The following is a 16,389-nucleotide window of genomic DNA, read 5'->3' as shown; positions in this document are numbered from 1 at the left end:
TCGGAGGAGACAGACATGGAAGACCTATCACCCCGCCCCGGCGATCTCGACGCAATCGAGACTGCCTCGCGCGACGAGATCGCTGCGCTTCAGCTTGAGCGGATGAAATGGTCGCTGAGCCATGCCTACGAGAACTCGTCCTTCTACCGTGCGCGATTTGACGAGGCAGGCGTCCGTCCCTCGGATTTGAAGTCGCTGGCCGATCTGGCGAAATTCCCCTTCACGACGAAGAAGGATCTTCGTGACACCTATCCATTCGGCATGTTTGCCGTGCCGCGGGAAAAACTGGTTCGCATTCATGGGTCTTCGGGCACGACAGGCAAGCCGACCGTCGTCGGTTACACCCAAAAGGATATCGACACCTGGGCCGATATGGTGGCGCGCTCGATCCGGGCCGCCGGCGGCCGTCCTGGCGATATGGTGCATGTTGCCTATGGCTATGGGCTCTTTACCGGTGGCCTTGGCGCTCATTACGGCGCCGAGCGGCTTGGCTGTACTGTCGTGCCGATGTCGGGTGGCATGACGGAGCGGCAGGTCACTTTGATTGAGGATTTCAGGCCGCGCATCATCATGGTGACCCCCTCCTACATGCTCTCGATCCTCGACGAGTTCCGCAGGCAGGGGATCGATCCGCGCGAAAGCTCGCTGGCGGTCGGTATCTTCGGCGCCGAGCCTTGGACAAATGCGATGCGCCAGGAAATCGAGCAGTCGTTCGACATGCATGCGGTCGATATCTATGGCCTCTCGGAAGTGATGGGCCCAGGCGTTGCCAGTGAGTGCGTCGAGACCAAGGACGGACTGCACATCTGGGAAGACCACTTTTATCCGGAGATCATCGATCCGGCGACGGGTGCGGTTCTTCCCGATGGCGAAATGGGCGAACTGGTCTTTACCACACTGACCAAGGAAGGCCTGCCGATCATCCGTTACCGGACCCGCGATCTGACGCGCCTGCTGCCTGGCACGGCGCGCTCCATGAGGCGCATCGAAAAGATCACCGGCCGCTGCGACGACATGATGATCCTTCGCGGCGTCAACGTCTTCCCAACGCAGATCGAAGAGCAGATCCTGAAGTGTCAGGGGCTCGCCCCGCATTTCCAGATCGAGCTCAGCCGGTCCGGCCGCATGGACCAGATGACCGTCCATGTCGAATGTACGCCTGAGGCCGCCGACGAAATTGCCCGCGCTTCCTCGGCAAAATCCCTTGCCCACTACATCAAGAGTGTCGTTGGTGTTACCACAAAGATCGAGATTCGCGACCCGGGTGGAGTCGCTCGGTCCGAGGGCAAGGCAAAACGGGTCGTCGACAACCGACCAAAGGAATAAAAGCGATCGCTTCCCGGCATGGCGATCATTCCGGGAAGCACGGATTCAAGAGCCGTCACGAGCTCGTCGCGTGGAGGGCGCGGAGGAAGAACAGGAACACAGGATCACATGGCACGAACGCGCGCGATCGACTTTGAAGAGAAACAACGCAGCCTCCTTAGCAGCGCCGCTGCCGTCTTTGCCGAGATGGGGATGGAGAAAGCCTCCATGGCTCATATCGCCTCGCGCAGCAACGTTTCCAAAGCCCTGCTTTACCATTATTATCCGAGCAAGGATGCGCTGATCTTCGATATCATTCGCAACCATCTCGAGGAACTGGAAGCTGCCGTTGCTGCAGCAGATAAACCCACAATCTCTCCTCAGGAGCGATTGCGGGTCCTCGTTCGCCAGGTGCTGGAAAACTATCGTGGCGCCGACAATGAGCACAAGGTGCAACTGAACGGCACCAGCGCGCTTTCCCCCGAACAGCTCGACGAGCTGCGGGCCATCGAACGCCGGATCGTCAAGCGCTTCTCCAATGCCATCATCGAGATCAACCCGGATCTCAATGCGAACAAGCCGCTGCTGATGCCAGTGACCATGTCGCTCTTCGGCATGATGAACTGGGTCTATATGTGGTTTCGTCCCGGCGGTCCGGTCAGCCGAGACGAATATGCCGACATCGCCACCACCCTGATCCTCGAGGGTGTCAAGGCGGTGCGCTGAGCGCATGGCGTTATCACACTTGGTGCCGAGGGGCGCTATCCGGCAGAATCACGAACGGGTCGAACCTAAACGATTGGCTATTTCGGTTTGGCGGACATGAGATTGCCGAGCTCCATCGGAAAGGGAAACAAGATCGTTGAGCTCTTCTCGCTGGCAATGACGTTTAAGGTGCTTAAGTAACGAAGTTGCATGGCCTCTGGCTGTTTGGCGAGTATTTCGGCCGCTTCAAGCAGCTTTGCAGCTGCCTGCTGCTCACCCTCGGCATTGATTACCTTGGCGCGGCGCTCGCGTTCGGCTTCCGCTTGGCGGGCAATGGCGCGGATCATCGATTCGTTGATGTCGACATGCTTGATCTCGACTGTGGCGACCTTGATGCCCCAGGCATCCGTTTGAGCGTCAAGGATTTCCTGAATGTCCAGGTTGAGCCTGTCACGTTCTGCCAGCATCTCGTCGAGGTCGTGCTTGCCGAGCACCGAGCGCAACGTCGTCTGCGCAAGCTGGCTCGTCGCCATCATGAAGTCCTCGACCTGTATCGTCGACTTCTCGGGATCGATGACCCTGAAGTAGATCACGGCGCTGACGCGGACCGAGACATTGTCATGAGAGATAACGTCCTGGCTGGGGACGTCGAGTACGCGCGTGCGCAAGTCGACCCGTATCATTTGCTGGACGTAGGGGACGAGAAGTATCAAGCCGGGTCCCTTGACGCCGGTGAAGCGGCCAAGCGTGAAAACAACGCCGCGTTCGTATTCCCGCAGGATCTTGACTGCGGATGCAATGATGACGAGCAAGATAAGGATCGCCACAAGATAAAAGGCAAGATCTGCAAACATGGCCATAACGTCTTCTCCTGCTTTCTAAAGGCCGCTAGGTCTCGTTGGGGCGCCTCTCGACCTCGAGCGTCAGCCCCTTGCGGGCTATCACGCTGACAGCGTCCCCGGTGGCAAGCGCATCGGTGGAAATCGCCTTCCAGCGCTCACCATGCGCGATGACGTAACCCGCGGCTCCAGCCCAACTCTCGACCTCGCCCGAAATACCGATCATCTGCTCAGCGCCAGTCGCGACGTTGCGCCACCGGGAGGTAAATGCGAGGCGAGCAACGAGAAGGCTGAAGGTGAGGCATGAAAGAGCGATGGCGCCCAATACGGGGCGCGAAACCTGAAGGCCTGGCATATCCGTATCAAACAGAATGGTTGCGCCCAGGATCACGGCGACCCCGCCGCCAATGCCCAGGGCGCCGAAGCTTGGCGAATGTATCTCTGCCACCGTCAATCCTACGCCGAGGACAATAAGCCCAATGCCGGCAAAACTCACCGGGAGCAATGCCAAGGCATAGAGACCAAGAAGGAGGCAGATGCCGCCGATCGTGCCGGGAAGCATCGTCCCAGGCGCAAGAAATTCGAAGATCAGACCATAGATGCCGACCATCATCAGGATGATTGCAATGTTCGGATCGGTAATCACCGAAAGCAGGCGTGTGCGCCAGTCCGGTTCGAATTCCTGCACGGCTAAACCGGTCGTAGCGAGCGGGATGTCCGTCTGACCGACCCGCACCACGCGCGCCTGTGTCTGCGCAAGTAAATCGTTGACATCAACTGCCGTGAAATCAATGACATGTTCACGCACGGCAGCAGTTGATGATAGGCTTGCGCCTTCCCGCACGGCCCGCTCTGCCCAGTCGGCGTTGCGATTGCGCAGTTCCGCAAGCCCGCGAATATAGGCCACCGCGTCGTTAATGATTTTTTTGTCGCTGGCGCTGCCTGGAGCCTCGGCTTGCTTGTCATCTTGCTTGCCCGGTTCCTTTTCGGGTTTCGTATCGCCGCCAAAAGGGTTTACGCCGAGCGCGATCGGTGTCGCCGCTCCCAGGTTGGTGCCTGGCGCCATCGCCGCAATGTGGCATGCGTAGACAATATAGGTGCCGGCGCTGGCAGCGCGTGCACCGCTCGGTGCGACGAAGCAGGCGACAGGCACGGGCGAGGCAAGGATCGCGCGAATGATGTTCCGCATGGAGGTGTCAAGGCCACCGGGTGTGTCGATCTCAAGGATAATCAGGCCCGCTCCATGTGCACCGGCACGCTGAAGGCCCCGCGTCACATAATCTGCTGTTGCAGGCCCGATGGCGCCGTTTACCTTGAGAACGACCGCTACGCGATTGGATTGCGCCGCCGCCGATAGTGTCAAGATGCCAAGAGCTGAGAGCAGCGAGAACAACAAGACCAGGATTGGCGGCAGCCACCGCCAACGCTTCAAACTCAGCGCTACCACCTGCGGAACGCTCATGATTTCTAATATATGGCAGAAATCACAAAGAGAAAGAAAAGCGTCGCAGGCGTGCGCCACAAGAATACGAACGCAAAGTGAACTTTCGCTCGTGCGGTCCGCTCAGCTTGCGAGAGCGACGCCTCAAGTCACAGATGGTCTCTTGAGCACAGTGTCTGATGTTGCCGCTATTCCTTCATCAGACAGCGTCGGACGTCGGAAAGCCGATCCTGGAACTGCGGTGACGACCGGGAAAAATCCAAAAAAAGCTGATGCAAACACTCTAAATAAAGCCTCTGATGTGGTAAAATTTGCAACTCGCTCGAGGATGAGATGCCGAGCGACGTTTCGACTTTTCGCAGAGTGGTTTGCTTGGGTTTCGAGGTCGCGTTTCCGCTGTGTCGGAAAGGGTGAAGCCCCCCGATAAAGAGTCCTCGGGATAACATCTCGGAATGGGAGGTGTACAATGCTCCGCAGATTGTTTCTCACCTTGGCTATTGCGACGTCCGCGCTGGCGATCAATGGCGTCGCGTGGGCCGACATCACGGTCCTGGTGCCGTCGGGCAGCGAAGGCAACGGCCTTACCGCCGCTGCCGGGGACTACTCGAAATTGAAAGGCTCGAAGGTTGAAATCGTCCAGGCGCCCTATGCCAATGTCTTCGAGAAGGCGGCGAATGCCGGCCAGACAAAATCGGGCGCTTTCGACATCGTACTGATGGACGACCCGTGGATTCCATTCTTTGCCGAAAATGGTCATCTCGAGGATCTGAGCCCCTATTTCGCCAAGCTTGGGGTCCCGGGCCCCGACAACGACTTCCTTGCAAAGTCGCTGGCGGTCTGCCGCAACCCATACAACACCGGTCCGTTTGTCTGTATCCCCTATGTCGGCAATGCGCAGATGTTCTTCTATGATGGTGCCAGGTTCGCCCAGGCTGGCGTTTCGGGCGCACCCGCGACGTGGGACGATGTCTACAAGGCGGCCAAGGTGATCACCGACGCAGGCAAAGGCCGCTTCTATGGCTACGTGTTCCGCGGTGGACAGGGTAACAACGTGGTCGCCGATTTCATGCCGCTTCTGTGGTCCTACGGCGGCAACCTTTTCAACGCCGACCGCACCAAGGTGACGCTTGACACCAAGGAGGCCAAAGACGCGATGACGATGTTCATGCAGCTGAAGGGCATCTCGCCGAAGGGTGTTGAGAGTTTTGCCCCCGAGGACGTCGGTCGCTCAATGACGTCGGGCATCGCTGCCTCGTCGATCAACTGGCCGAATTGGGTCGCGACGTTTGAGGACCCGAGCCAGAGCCAGGTGGTCGGCAAGATCTCCTATGCGCCGATGCCGGCAGGCACGCACGCCGGGTCATCGGAGATAGGCCATTGGACCATGGGCATCATGTCGGCGTCCAAGAACAAGCAGGAGGCCTTCGACTTCATGATCTGGGCGACGTCACCGGAACAGATCAAGATTTCCGCCACGCGCGGCAATCCGCCGGTCCGCTTCTCGGTTTTCACGGACCCCGAACTCACCTCGCAGGCGCAGTTCCGACACTACCCGACGCTGATGCAGGCGATTGACTTTTCGACCCCACGGCCGCGCCATCCGAAGTGGCCCGAGATCGAGAACGCACTTGGCATCGAGCTTTCCAAGGCAGTTGCTGGCAGTGAAGACGCGGACAAGGCGCTTGCCAATGCGCAGGTGGCCATCGAGAAGATTACCGGTATCGGCAAATAGCACGCCGGTTTTCCCATCGTCAGCGAAGCGGGGTTCGCCCCCGCTTCGCACTCTGATTGGCGAGGCGTCGGGCAATTCTCCGACGCGAGGGGCGTCCCGAGATGCAAGAGCGGATGAATGATCCAACGATGACCGGCACGGTTAGGGGCATCGGTTCAGCTTTCGAGCGCTGGCGCGAGCGGCACCTGCGCGTCCTCATGTTGGCGCCGACGCTCCTGATCCTTGCAGGGCTGACGCTGTTTCCGACCGTCTACATGTTCACTGCGGCCGTCCAGAAGGTCAGCCCAGACCCGGATGTGCCTCGTGAGTTCATCGGTCTCGGCAATTTCGCGCGGATATTCGCCGACCCGGAACTCCATGTCGCCGTCAAGAACACGGTGGTGTTCACCAGCATTGCGGTGACGCTTGAGTTCCTGCTTGGCCTCGGCCTTGCATTGCTTTTCGACAAGTACATTCGCCGGCTGAATTTCCTCAAGACGATCCTTTTGGTGCCGATGATGATCCCGCCGATCGCCGTCGCGCTGACGTGGAAGCTCATCTATCAACCCCAATTCGGCGTCCTCAACGAATTGATGTTTCGCCTCGGATTGCCATCGCAGGCCTGGGCCGGCGATGTCAACCTCGCCATGGGAACAATCATCGCCGCGGACGTTTGGGAGTGGACGCCATTCATCTTCCTCCTGATGCTGGCCGGGCTGGCGAGCCTGCCAAGCGAGCCCTACGAGGCGGCGCAGGTCGATGGCGCCTCTGCCTGGCGCCAGTTCTGGGACCTGACGGTCCCCTTCCTCAAGCCGGTGATCGCCATTGCCCTGATTCTCAGGATCATGGATGCGCTCAGATTGTTCGACCTGGTGTTTATCCTGACGGTGGGCGGTCCGGCGGGGGCAACCGAGACGCTCAGCCTTTATGTCTTCAAGGTCGCGTTCACATTCGTTGATATCGGCTATGCCGCCGCCATCTCGCTGGTGATCCTGTTCGTGACAGTCGGCTTTAGCACCTGGTTCATCAAGCGAATGCGGCTGGCGGATTGAGGAGGTTTGGATGACAACCCGCGTCCAGCATCGAGCTACAGAAGTGATCTCCCGTCTGCTGGCTTATCTGGTGATGGCCTTCGCCCTGTTCATCACCATCTTCCCGATCTATTGGCTCGCCGTGAATTCGTTCAAGCTCGACATCGACATCTTCGCGGTGCCCCCGGTGTGGTTCGAATTCTCGCCGACCCTCAAGCATTATGACGCCGCCTTCATTGGCCAGCCGTTCCTGATCTATGCCTTAAACAGCCTGATCATCGCAGTCACGACGACGATTGTGTCGCTAGTTTTTGGGACTATGGCCGGCTACGCCTTGGCCCGCTTCGACTATCCCGGTCGGTGGCGGTACCAGATCTCGTTTTGGATCCTGTCAACGCGCATGATGCCGCCGATCGTGACGATCATTCCGCTGTTCATATTCTTCAACTTCTTCGGCCTGCTGAATACGAAGCTTGCCGTCGTCGTTGCTTACACCGCCTTCAACCTTCCCTTCGTGACCTGGATGATGAAGAGCTACTTCCAGGATCTTCCCCCCGAGCTTGAGGAGGCGGCAATGGTCGACGGAGACACGCGGTGGGGCGCATTCTTGCATGTGGCATTGCCCTTGGCCCGGCCCGGTCTCGCCGCGACGGCGATCTTCAGCCTGATCCTTGCCTGGAACGAGTTCCTGCTGGCGCTGATCCTTACCCAGACGGAGCGGGCGATGACGCTGCCGGTCGGTATCTCCGGCCGGGTCACCCAATACACGACCCATTGGGGCGAGATCAGCGCGGCCGGCTTCCTTGCCAGTGTCCCGATCATAATCTTCGCGCTGATCGTGCAGCGCCATCTCGTGCGCGGCCTTTCGTTCGGCGCGGTGAAGGGGTGACGCATGGCTTCCGTGACCTTCAGGAACGTCGTCAAGAAATTCGGCAAGTTCACGGCCGTCATGAACCTCAACCTCGAGGTTCGCGACAACGAGTTTCTCGTTCTGCTCGGACCTTCCGGTTGTGGCAAGACAACGACGATGCGCATGGTCGCGGGTCTCGAGGAAGCCACGTCGGGCGATATCTACATCGACGCCGATCGGATCAATGGTGTCCTGCCCAAGTATCGCGACGTGGCGATGGTGTTCCAGTCCTATGCCTTGTATCCGCACCTCAGCGTCGCCGATAATATCGGTTACCCGCTGAAGATCCGCAAAGTGCCGCCCGCCGAATGCAAACGGCGAATAATGGAGGTCGCGCGTAGGGTCGAACTGGACACGCTGTTGTCCCGTCTGCCGAAGGAGCTATCGGGCGGGCAGCGTCAGCGCGTCGCACTCGCGCGCGCCATTGTCCGCACCCCCCGGGTCTTTCTCATGGACGAGCCGCTGTCCAACCTCGACGCCAAGCTTCGCACCCAAATGCGCGCGGAACTGAAGCACCTCCAGCATGAGCTTCAGGTGACGACGATCTACGTGACCCACGACCAGATCGAGGCGATGACGCTTGCGCACCGCGTCGCAGTGATGAACAACGGCGTGATCGAGCAGCTTGGCACGCCGCGGGAGATCTACAACGATCCACGCACGCTCTTCGTTGCCGGCTTTATTGGCTCGCCGCCAATGAACCTGATCCCCGGGGAAGTGAAGAACGGCGTGTTCGCCAGTGCCGGCCTCAGGGTAGGCGGCATCGGCCGGGCCGACGTCTCTCGCGCCGTACTCGGCGTCCGCCCGGAGGATGTCCACGTCGCGGGTGCCGGCGACGCCGACGTCAATCTGCTTGCCCCGATCTATTCGGTGGAACTCACGGGCGAGAGCACGCTGGTCAGCTTGCGGTTGGGCAATCAACTCATGACCTTGCGCGCTGACAAGAATTTCGCCGGTCAGATCGACCAGCAGATCGGCGTCAAGCTTGCGGCCGATCGCGTGTTTCTGTTCAACGAGGAGTCTCGAGATCGTGTGGACGTCTGACATCCGCGCAGCTGTGATGGTGATCGCCATGACATCCCGCGCCGTTGCTGCCGACGTCGGCCCCGTTGTTGGCAATCCGCTGATCGAGGTTCCCGCCGGGAGGTTCATCTTCGGGCGCGTCGACGGCCCTGAAAACGAACGCCCACGGCGCGAACTGGAGGGGCAGGCCTTCGCGATCAATCGGACCGAGATCACGAACCGGCAATATGGGCTCTTCGTCAAGGAGACCGGCCATCGTACTGCCTTTTACGCCAATCATCCAATCCTGGGATTGGACGACCATCCGGTCGTCGGGGTGAGTTGGGGAGACGCGGATGCCTTCTGTCGCAACTACGGGTTGGTTCTACCGACGGAACAGCAATACGAGAGGGCGGCGCGAGGAACTCAGGGCAGCGCGTTTCCATGGGGCGACGTCCCACCAGGCAATACGCGGGCAAATTCGGGAGCGGATGTCTGTTGTTCCGGCGACGCGCGCGATGGGTATCCGATGACCGCACCGGCGGCGTCCTTCGCCGATGGTGCAAGCAAAGAGGGCGTCCTCAATCTTGTCGGCAATGTCTGGGAGTGGACCCGTGATGTCTACGCGCCGTACGAAGGCGGGACCGCGGCGAGGAGCGCCGGGCTTTACCGCGTGCTTCGTGGTGGCTCCTGGAACAGCGACAAAAACCACCTGACGACGACCTATCGGCTCGCCTATGATCCGGAATTCCGGTTCTCAGCCAATGGTGGCTTCAGATGCGTCCGTTCTACACCTTGATTGTCATCACCGGTTTTCTGCTCCTAGCCGCCGGCGCCGGTGCTGAACCGACGGCGCCGCCCGGCTACAGGCTCGAGACCTTCAACACGCCGGGTGCCGCCTTCGCCGGCCTGTCTCGCGACGCAGGAGACTTGCTCGTCAGCGATCTCGCCAGCGGCCGGCTCTACCGGCGTGGCGCGGACGGCAAGCTTGTCGCATTCGGTCCGATATTTCCCCATGGCCTCGACGTGATCGGCGACCCGACCGGTCCATATCATGTCGTGCGCGCCGGTGATGGCCTTGTCATCGCTCAAGGTTGGACGCCAGTCGGCTCCAAGGAAGGGCCATTTGACCACGCGCTCGTTGCGCTCGACGCCGCCGGTCAGCTCCGTGTCATCAGCAGCGATTTCTGGAATCCATTCGACTTCATTGTGGAGCGCGGAAGCTACTACGTGGTCGACTCAGCACGAAACAGCGTCGAACGCGTGGAGCCCGACGGCCGGAAAAGCACGCTTTTGACATTCCAGCGCATGGGCCAGGCGGCCACGGCGCTCCGTAGCCTTTCGCCAACGGAGTTCGCCGAAGGCAACAGCTACGAAGCCGATGCGGTGCCGGTTGGTATCGCCCTTCATGGCGGGCGCCTGTATGTAGCGCTGTTTGGCGGCTTTCCCTTCCTTGCCGGAGCTGGAAAGATCGTTTCCATTCCAGAGGCTGGCGATCGGTCAGCGCCGCAGGTTGACGTGGAAGCGCTCAATGCGCCCGTGAGTATTGCTTTCGACAAGGGTGGAGAGATGCTCGTTCTCGAACATGGCACCTACGACCAGAAGGATGGTTTTCGCAAGGCGAGCGGAAGATTGCTCAAGCTCAATAAAGTGGGGCGGGAACGGAAGACTATTCTCGAGGGCCTGACCCGCCCAGTGTCTGTGCTTGTCTGGGATGAACGGCGGATCGTCGTTTCCGAGCTGGGCGGCAACCTTTATGTGTTGACCCGCGTATCTGCTCGCTGACCGTGGCTTTGCGGAATTGGTTGGATCCCATGAGGAGGGTATAGCGCTACCACACAGGTCGTCTCGCCAGCACCGGCGATGCAGCTCACCCTGCAAGGCGTCGAGTTTGCCGCCGTGCTCTGGTCGGAGGGGCCGTCGCGTCACTTCGACAATCGATGACAGGTTGGCGCCTATGCCGGCCTTCCGCCGACTTGGCAAAGTGGCTCGGTCGATCTCGCCCAAGGGGTCTCGGAAATCCGGCAATACGAGACTGAACGACGTTGATCCAGATGGCCTGACTATGGTGCGTCATCAACCGCACGGCGCTCACCGTAAAGGCGCAAAAGACTGCCTTGCCTCTTTCAGCATGTTAAAAATCGGCGGACGTTTCTTCCAGTCGATTGCTTATCTTGCAGGAAACGACTGGAAGATCGATGCCGGCAGGGCGAAAAGCTTGTCTCCAAACACCAAGATTTGGTCGCCCGTATAGATCACTAAGCCGATAATGTCCCAGTGTTTTCCTGGTCCATTCTTGAAACTGTGGAAATTTTTGAAATCGCTGAACGACACCGCCGATGAGGCCTTCATTTCGAAGCCTACCAGTAGATTTCCATTCTCCGCGAGAATGTCGATTTCTGGTCCGTTGCGATCTCGCCAATGGAATAGACGCCACTCTTGGCGCTGAAGCGGAAGAGATTTCAAGAGTTCCGCGAGGATGTAGTTTTCGAACAATGAACCCAATGATGTCTGGTCTTTTCCGAGCGTATAGTCGTTGGCGGTTATTCCACGCAAAGCCGCCGCAACCCCTGTATCGATAAGGTGGTATTTAGGGTGTCGGACGTCTCGGCCAGCTTCGCCCGATGTCCAAGCGGGCAATCGATACACAATCGACAGGCGCTCGAGAATATCGAGATACTCGCTGACTGTCTGTCGCTGAATTCGCACCTTCTCACCAAGTTCAACCGTGTTCAGCTCGTTGCTGGTCCTGGCGGCCAATTGATTGATCAGTCGCCGCATAGAATCCGGACGTCTGATCTTCGTGACATCAGCGACATCTTTGTCGACGATCGCATCGACATATTCCCTATAGCGCCGTTGCCGTGGTCTTTCGGCCAACGGCCGAATTTCCGGAAAGCCACCCCGAATGATCCGATCGATCGTTTCTTCCCTGGAAACCGAAACACACTCGGGCAGTGCTTTCACTTCGCCGCTCTCTTTCGCCCAATCAAGCAGACGACAAGGCCCTGACGAGCCGATTTCCGCAGAACTTAGTGGAAGCATTCTTAATGTTTGAACTCTTCCAGCAAGCGAATCCATAACGTCTGCCGACGCGAAGATATTCGAGGAGCCAGTCAAGATGAATTGTCCCATCTGCCGATTTGTGTCGACAATCCTCTTTATAGCGAGGGCGATCTGTTTCGATCGCTGAACGTCGTCAATGACAACCGGTTTTCCCGCGGCTTTGTCGAACAGGAGTTGGACTTGACCTTGTGCCTCGGTTTCGAATGCCTGAAGAACCTTGTCGTCGTCCAACGTTACGAATACGCCGTGCTCCAACATATCTCGCACCAGCGTCGTCTTGCCGACCTGCCTTGGTCCAATGAAGTTGACAACGCGGGCACTCTCCAATGCCTCATTCAGTTCTGACTTTAAATGGCGTTGATATAGGGTTTGAGGCATCGCATGATCGTGAACGATTCGAAAATAGTTAGTATGTACAATAGCTTAGTCCGTTGACAGGTCAGTCTAAATTCAGCGAAATGTCTGCTAAAGTTTAAGCGAAATGTCTGTTAAGATTGCCGCAAAATGTTCGTTTGAGGTAAAGCGTTTTGCTCGTTTGATATCTAGCGAAACGTATGTTGGTAATCATAGGAATGTTGGAAGCGCTGCAAAAAGTCCGTTACCACACCGCGGAGCCGATGGCCGGAAGTCAGAACGGCAGACGAACTCGGAATTTGGTAGATCCTATGAGGAGGCTATAGCGACCAGCCCTGTGGCAGGGCGAGGTGCTTAACCACCACAAACACCCCACCTCGGAGGCAAGCATGCCTATTTCAGCGCACCGATCCGGAACGCCGGCCGCTTCCACCCTCCTCATAGGATCTACCTAATTCCCGGTCTTTTGTCGTAAATTAATGCTATCGAAACATTGCCGGTAGCGACGCGCTCGGCACTAAATCGCGATCGATCAGATCTCGCTTGCTGGGTGGAACAGGCCCGGCTCAGTCACCGAATTTCAGCCGTTCCAGGATCAACGGATCATATTTCGGAGCTAGGATCGGCTGACGGTCTGCCTCCGGTTCGTTCAGCGGTTCAACGGGTCTAAGCTTATCTTTGGCCTCCAGGGCAAGGCGCTGATAGATGCCGGTTCCCTGGCGCTTCCAGGCGATCTCTTTTTCGCTGAGCTCGCGAATGACCCTGACTGGCGATCCGACCGCAAGTCTGTTTGGCGGGATATCGGCCCCGGCCTTGACGAAAGCCATGGCCGCAACGATCGAATTTTCGCCGATCACTGCTTCGTCCATAACGACCGCGTTCATCCCGACCATGGCATTGCGACCAATCCGGCAGCCGTGCAGAACCGCTCCGTGGCCGATATGGCCGTCTTCGCCAATCACCACCTCGATGTCAGGAAAGCTGTGAACGACGCAGGTCTCCTGGACGTTTGAGCCGCGTTCCATGACGATCCGTCCGAAATCGCCGCGCAGCACCGCACAGGCACCGACATAGCAGGCTGGGCCGATAATGACGTCGCCGATCACAACCGCCGCCGGATGGACGAAGGCTGTCGGATGGATGACGGGCACGACGCCGTCATAGGAGTAGACCTGCGCCATCTCGTTCAGTTCCTTGTCCTGGCGACCATCGTCAACACGTCGTATTGCGCGACCGTCGCCCCGTTCTGGTTGGTCACCCTGCAATCCCAGCGCACCTCGCCATGTTCGGCGCCGATGCGCGGATTGATTTCCTTGCAGGTCAGTTGCACCTGCAACGTATCGCCCGGATTGACGGGCGTGAGGAAGCGCAAATTGTCAATGCCGTAATTGGCGAGGACCGGACCGGGGGCCGGATCGACGAACAGACCGGCAGCGAAAGAGACGATCAAATAGCCATGGGCAACGCGCCCATCGAAGAAGGGATTGGCGCGGGCGGCTTCCTCGTCCATATGGGCGTAGAAGGTGTCACCGGTGAAGTTGGCGAAGTGCTCGATATCCTCAAGCGTGACCGTGCGGGTGCCGGTGACGAGCTGGTCGCCGATGCGCAATTCGGCCAGCGACTTGCGGAACGGATGTTCGCCATCCTTACGCACCTCGCCATCCGGAACCCAGCGGCCGGTGACAGCCGACAAAAGTGTGGGCGAACCCTGCACGGCGGTTCGCTGCATATAATGCTTTACCCCGCGCAGCCCACCGAGCTCCTCGCCGCCGCCGGCGCGTCCGGGACCGCCATGCACGAGACCCGGCAGTGGCGAGCCATGGCCGGTCGACGTCTTGGCGCTCACGCGGTTGCCGATCAGCACGCGGCCGTGGAACGGCGCTATGCCAAGGACGACCTCTTCGGCAAAGGCCGGGTCGTTCGTGAAGACCGAGGAGACCAGGCTTCCCTTGCCACGACGGGCAAGGTCGACGGCTTCTTCGGCGCTCTCATAGGGCATGACCGTGCTAACTGGGCCGAAGGCCTCGACGTCGTGAACGGCCTTGGCCTCCCATGGCTTGTCGCAAAAAAGGAGAACCGGATTGAGGAAGGCGCCGGCATCGGCGTCGCCCGACACGATACGCGGATTGTCAGGGTCGCCGGCGACGATCTCGGCGTCGGCCAGGAGATCGCGAATGCGGGAACGGACCTCGTCGCGCTGGGCAAGGCTTGCAAGCGGACCCATGCGGACGTTGTCATCGGCCGCGTTGCCAAGTGCTGTCTTGCCAAGGCGTTCCTTAAGTGCGGAGATCAGCGCATCGCAATAGGCACGGGGTGCGATAACACGGCGGATCGCGGTGCACTTCTGGCCGGCCTTTGCCGTCATTTCACGAGAGACTTCCTTGACGAAAAGGTCGAATTCCTCGGTGCCCGGTCCGGCGTCGAGGCCGAGGATTGAGGCATTGAGGCTGTCTGCCTCCATCGTGAAGCGCACGGAATTTTCGATGATCGCCGGATGCGTTTTCAGTTTGCGACCAGTCCGCGCCGAACCCGTGAATGTGACAACATCCTGTCCGTCGACGTGGTCCAGGAGGTCGCCGACAGAACCGCAGACGAGTTGCACGGCGCCTTCGGGTAGTAGACCGGTTTCGACCATACGGCGGACAACCAGCTCAGTAAGATATGCCGTCTGGCTTGCCGGCTTGACGATCGCCGGCATGCCGGCAAGCAGGGTCGGCGCCAGCTTCTCCAACATGCCCCAGACCGGAAAATTGAACGCATTGATGTGAATTGCGACGCCCTGAAGCGGCGACAGGATGTGCCGGGCCGAAAACGTACCGTCGCGCGACAGCGTTTCCACGTCGCCATCGACGAGCACGCGCGTATTGGGCAGCTCGCGCCGGCCCTTTGAGGCATAGGACAGCAACGTGGCGATGCCACCGTCGATATCGATCCAGCTGTCAGCCTTCGTCGCACCGGTTGCCGAGGAAAGGGCGTAGAACTCCTCCTTGCGCTCCATCAGCGCCTGGCCAAGTGCTTTCAGCGCGGCGGCACGTTCATGAAACGACATGCGGCGCAGGGCCGGGCCCGCCTTCTCGCGCCCGTAGGCCACAGACGCGGCGAAGTCGACGCCGGTGGAATCAATCCATGCCACCGGTACGCCCGTGGAGGCATCAAGCAACTGGGTGCCGTCCTTCGTGCCGGGAACCCAGCGGCCATAGACGTAGCTTTCGAGGCGATACGGCGGGTTTACCAGAACGTTCATCGTTTTATCCTTCAAGTCAGTTCAGATTACGCGCAGCAAGCTGCGCATCAACGGCCCCCTGCCATTCGCACAGCAGCGCCTCATTGGGTGTGTGGCGCAGGCCGAAGCGAGCCAGCGTTTCGTAACGGGCAGAGGCAGACAGACCGAAGCTTGCGGCAACGCGCGGGCGCCAATATGCGATCGCTACACGCGCCGCCCTCGCACCATTTTCGCCTTCGGCAATCCGTTTCAGCGCTTCGATGCCAAGGTCGGTGTGATGCGCCTCTCGCGGCAGGATTGCGCGGAACACGTCGGCAAGCGGTTGATAGGAAACGTGGGTGAGTTCGCGCAGCTGGATAGTGCTTGCGGTGCCCATCAGCACGTTCATGACGACCGCATCGATCCAGCCTTGCAGCGGATAGTGGAAAACGGAAAGGCGCATGTCACCGCCCTGACGCGCTGCACCGATGTCGGCCTCGCGTGACAGGCGCGCATCCCACGGATGATGAACGGCATAGCGGCCGGTATCGGCGCCGAAGCTTCCCATGATCTCAAGCACGCGACCCGCATGATCGGTCTTTTCGAGTACGATCTTCGCTGATGCGATGCGCTCCTTTATCCCGGGCGCATCGTTGATTGTGTCGGCAAAGCCGGCAGCGCCGGCAAGCTCGCTATCGACAAAGCTCGCCATCAGGCGCAGAAGCTCGCCGCGATAGCGCGGGGGGACATTGTCAGGCGACGTCAGCACGCCACCCTTGAGCAGGTATTCCTCGATCGGCATCGTATCGGACATCGGCAATTC

General features: G+C 59.3%; 14 protein-coding genes and 1 pseudogene. 9 read left to right on the top strand and 6 right to left on the bottom strand.

Translation table 11 applies throughout. The features are described 5' to 3' along the window. Positions 1–15 precede the first annotated feature (15 nt). On the top strand, positions 16–1,326 hold the full coding sequence (gene paaK, locus ATY79_RS25100) for a phenylacetate--CoA ligase PaaK (RefSeq protein ID WP_088705218.1): 1,311 nt from the start codon (positions 16–18) through the stop codon (positions 1,324–1,326). A 108-nt stretch (positions 1,327–1,434) separates the two neighbouring features. Next, positions 1,435–2,031, top strand: a complete 597-nt coding sequence (locus ATY79_RS25095) for a TetR/AcrR family transcriptional regulator (protein WP_088705217.1) — start codon at positions 1,435–1,437, stop codon at positions 2,029–2,031. Positions 2,032–2,108: 77 nt separating this feature from the next. Here ATY79_RS25095 and ATY79_RS25090 read toward each other — a convergent pair whose 3' ends face one another. Together ATY79_RS25090 and ATY79_RS25085 are read right to left on the bottom strand one after the other, a co-directional pair. Then, positions 2,109–2,870 (bottom strand): slipin family protein, encoded by a 762-nt coding sequence (locus ATY79_RS25090; RefSeq protein WP_088705216.1) that lies wholly within the window; start codon positions 2,868–2,870, stop codon positions 2,109–2,111. A gap of 28 nt (positions 2,871–2,898) precedes the next feature. After that, positions 2,899–4,311: a nodulation protein NfeD gene (locus ATY79_RS25085; RefSeq protein WP_088705215.1), complete on the bottom strand. Its 1,413-nt coding sequence runs from the start codon at positions 4,309–4,311 to the stop codon at positions 2,899–2,901. Positions 4,312–4,756: 445 nt separating this feature from the next. Between ATY79_RS25085 and ATY79_RS25080 the strand changes: the two genes are divergently transcribed. The 7 genes and pseudogenes from ATY79_RS25080 to ATY79_RS31730 form a co-directional block, all read left to right on the top strand. Beyond that, complete coding sequence (locus ATY79_RS25080) at positions 4,757–6,022, top strand: ABC transporter substrate-binding protein (protein ID WP_088705214.1); 1,266 nt, start codon at positions 4,757–4,759, stop codon at positions 6,020–6,022. A gap of 113 nt (positions 6,023–6,135) precedes the next feature. After that, the gene (locus ATY79_RS25075) at positions 6,136–7,053 is read left to right on the top strand and encodes a sugar ABC transporter permease (RefSeq protein ID WP_088705213.1); all 918 of its coding nucleotides are present in this window, start codon (positions 6,136–6,138) and stop codon (positions 7,051–7,053) included. Between the two features lie 10 nt (positions 7,054–7,063). Next, complete coding sequence (locus ATY79_RS25070) at positions 7,064–7,921, top strand: carbohydrate ABC transporter permease (RefSeq protein WP_088705212.1); 858 nt, start codon at positions 7,064–7,066, stop codon at positions 7,919–7,921. Positions 7,922–7,924: 3 nt separating this feature from the next. Next, positions 7,925–8,986, top strand: a complete 1,062-nt coding sequence (locus tag ATY79_RS25065; RefSeq protein WP_088705211.1) for an ABC transporter ATP-binding protein — start codon at positions 7,925–7,927, stop codon at positions 8,984–8,986. A gap of 16 nt (positions 8,987–9,002) precedes the next feature. Continuing rightward, positions 9,003–9,743: an SUMF1/EgtB/PvdO family nonheme iron enzyme gene (locus ATY79_RS25060; RefSeq protein WP_088705411.1), complete on the top strand. Its 741-nt coding sequence runs from the start codon at positions 9,003–9,005 to the stop codon at positions 9,741–9,743. Beyond that, the gene (locus ATY79_RS25055; RefSeq protein WP_088705210.1) at positions 9,722–10,729 is read left to right on the top strand and encodes a ScyD/ScyE family protein; all 1,008 of its coding nucleotides are present in this window, start codon (positions 9,722–9,724) and stop codon (positions 10,727–10,729) included. Before ATY79_RS25060 ends, ATY79_RS25055 begins: the two co-directional genes overlap by 22 nt. A 63-nt stretch (positions 10,730–10,792) precedes the next feature. Continuing rightward, positions 10,793–10,977 (top strand): annotated as a pseudogene (locus ATY79_RS31730) (IS110 family transposase); the annotation flags it as partial. 136 nt (positions 10,978–11,113) lie between these two features. Here ATY79_RS31730 and ATY79_RS25045 read toward each other — a convergent pair. The 4 genes from ATY79_RS25045 to ATY79_RS25030 all read right to left on the bottom strand — a co-directional run bounded on the left by ATY79_RS25045 (position 11,114) and on the right by ATY79_RS25030 (position 16,380). After that, a complete protein-coding gene (locus ATY79_RS25045) occupies positions 11,114–12,388 on the bottom strand; it encodes an ATP-binding protein (RefSeq protein ID WP_088705209.1) in 1,275 nt (424 codons plus the stop codon). Positions 12,389–12,930: 542 nt separating this feature from the next. After that, the gene (locus tag ATY79_RS25040) at positions 12,931–13,545 is read right to left on the bottom strand and encodes a transferase hexapeptide repeat family protein (protein WP_088705208.1); all 615 of its coding nucleotides are present in this window, start codon (positions 13,543–13,545) and stop codon (positions 12,931–12,933) included. 5 nt (positions 13,546–13,550) lie between these two features. Further along, the gene (gene paaZ, locus ATY79_RS25035) at positions 13,551–15,608 is read right to left on the bottom strand and encodes a phenylacetic acid degradation bifunctional protein PaaZ (protein WP_088705207.1); all 2,058 of its coding nucleotides are present in this window, start codon (positions 15,606–15,608) and stop codon (positions 13,551–13,553) included. Between the two features lie 16 nt (positions 15,609–15,624). Beyond that, positions 15,625–16,380: a Phenylacetic acid catabolic protein gene (locus tag ATY79_RS25030; RefSeq protein WP_088705206.1), complete on the bottom strand. Its 756-nt coding sequence runs from the start codon at positions 16,378–16,380 to the stop codon at positions 15,625–15,627. Positions 16,381–16,389: the final 9 nt, after the last annotated feature.

This window comes from Rhizobium sp. R693, from assembly GCF_002211315.1.
Lineage (GTDB): Bacteria > Pseudomonadota > Alphaproteobacteria > Rhizobiales > Rhizobiaceae > Rhizobium.
The sequence above is the reverse complement of the archived record's forward strand: the minus strand, read 5'-3'. Positions and strand labels throughout refer to the sequence as shown.

Coding starts and splice junctions, on each gene's coding strand:
- paaK (WP_088705218.1), top strand. CDS start 16: ATGGAAGACCTATCACCCCGCCCCGGCGATCTCGACGCAATCGAGACT.
- ATY79_RS25095 (WP_088705217.1), top strand. CDS start 1,435: ATGGCACGAACGCGCGCGATCGACTTTGAAGAGAAACAACGCAGCCTC.
- ATY79_RS25090 (WP_088705216.1), bottom strand. CDS start 2,870: ATGGCCATGTTTGCAGATCTTGCCTTTTATCTTGTGGCGATCCTTATC.
- ATY79_RS25085 (WP_088705215.1), bottom strand. CDS start 4,311: ATGAGCGTTCCGCAGGTGGTAGCGCTGAGTTTGAAGCGTTGGCGGTGG.
- ATY79_RS25080 (WP_088705214.1), top strand. CDS start 4,757: ATGCTCCGCAGATTGTTTCTCACCTTGGCTATTGCGACGTCCGCGCTG.
- ATY79_RS25075 (WP_088705213.1), top strand. CDS start 6,136: ATGAATGATCCAACGATGACCGGCACGGTTAGGGGCATCGGTTCAGCT.
- ATY79_RS25070 (WP_088705212.1), top strand. CDS start 7,064: ATGACAACCCGCGTCCAGCATCGAGCTACAGAAGTGATCTCCCGTCTG.
- ATY79_RS25065 (WP_088705211.1), top strand. CDS start 7,925: ATGGCTTCCGTGACCTTCAGGAACGTCGTCAAGAAATTCGGCAAGTTC.
- ATY79_RS25060 (WP_088705411.1), top strand. CDS start 9,003: ATGGTGATCGCCATGACATCCCGCGCCGTTGCTGCCGACGTCGGCCCC.
- ATY79_RS25055 (WP_088705210.1), top strand. CDS start 9,722: ATGCGTCCGTTCTACACCTTGATTGTCATCACCGGTTTTCTGCTCCTA.
- ATY79_RS25045 (WP_088705209.1), bottom strand. CDS start 12,388: ATGCCTCAAACCCTATATCAACGCCATTTAAAGTCAGAACTGAATGAG.
- ATY79_RS25040 (WP_088705208.1), bottom strand. CDS start 13,545: ATGGCGCAGGTCTACTCCTATGACGGCGTCGTGCCCGTCATCCATCCG.
- paaZ (WP_088705207.1), bottom strand. CDS start 15,608: ATGAACGTTCTGGTAAACCCGCCGTATCGCCTCGAAAGCTACGTCTAT.
- ATY79_RS25030 (WP_088705206.1), bottom strand. CDS start 16,380: ATGTCCGATACGATGCCGATCGAGGAATACCTGCTCAAGGGTGGCGTG.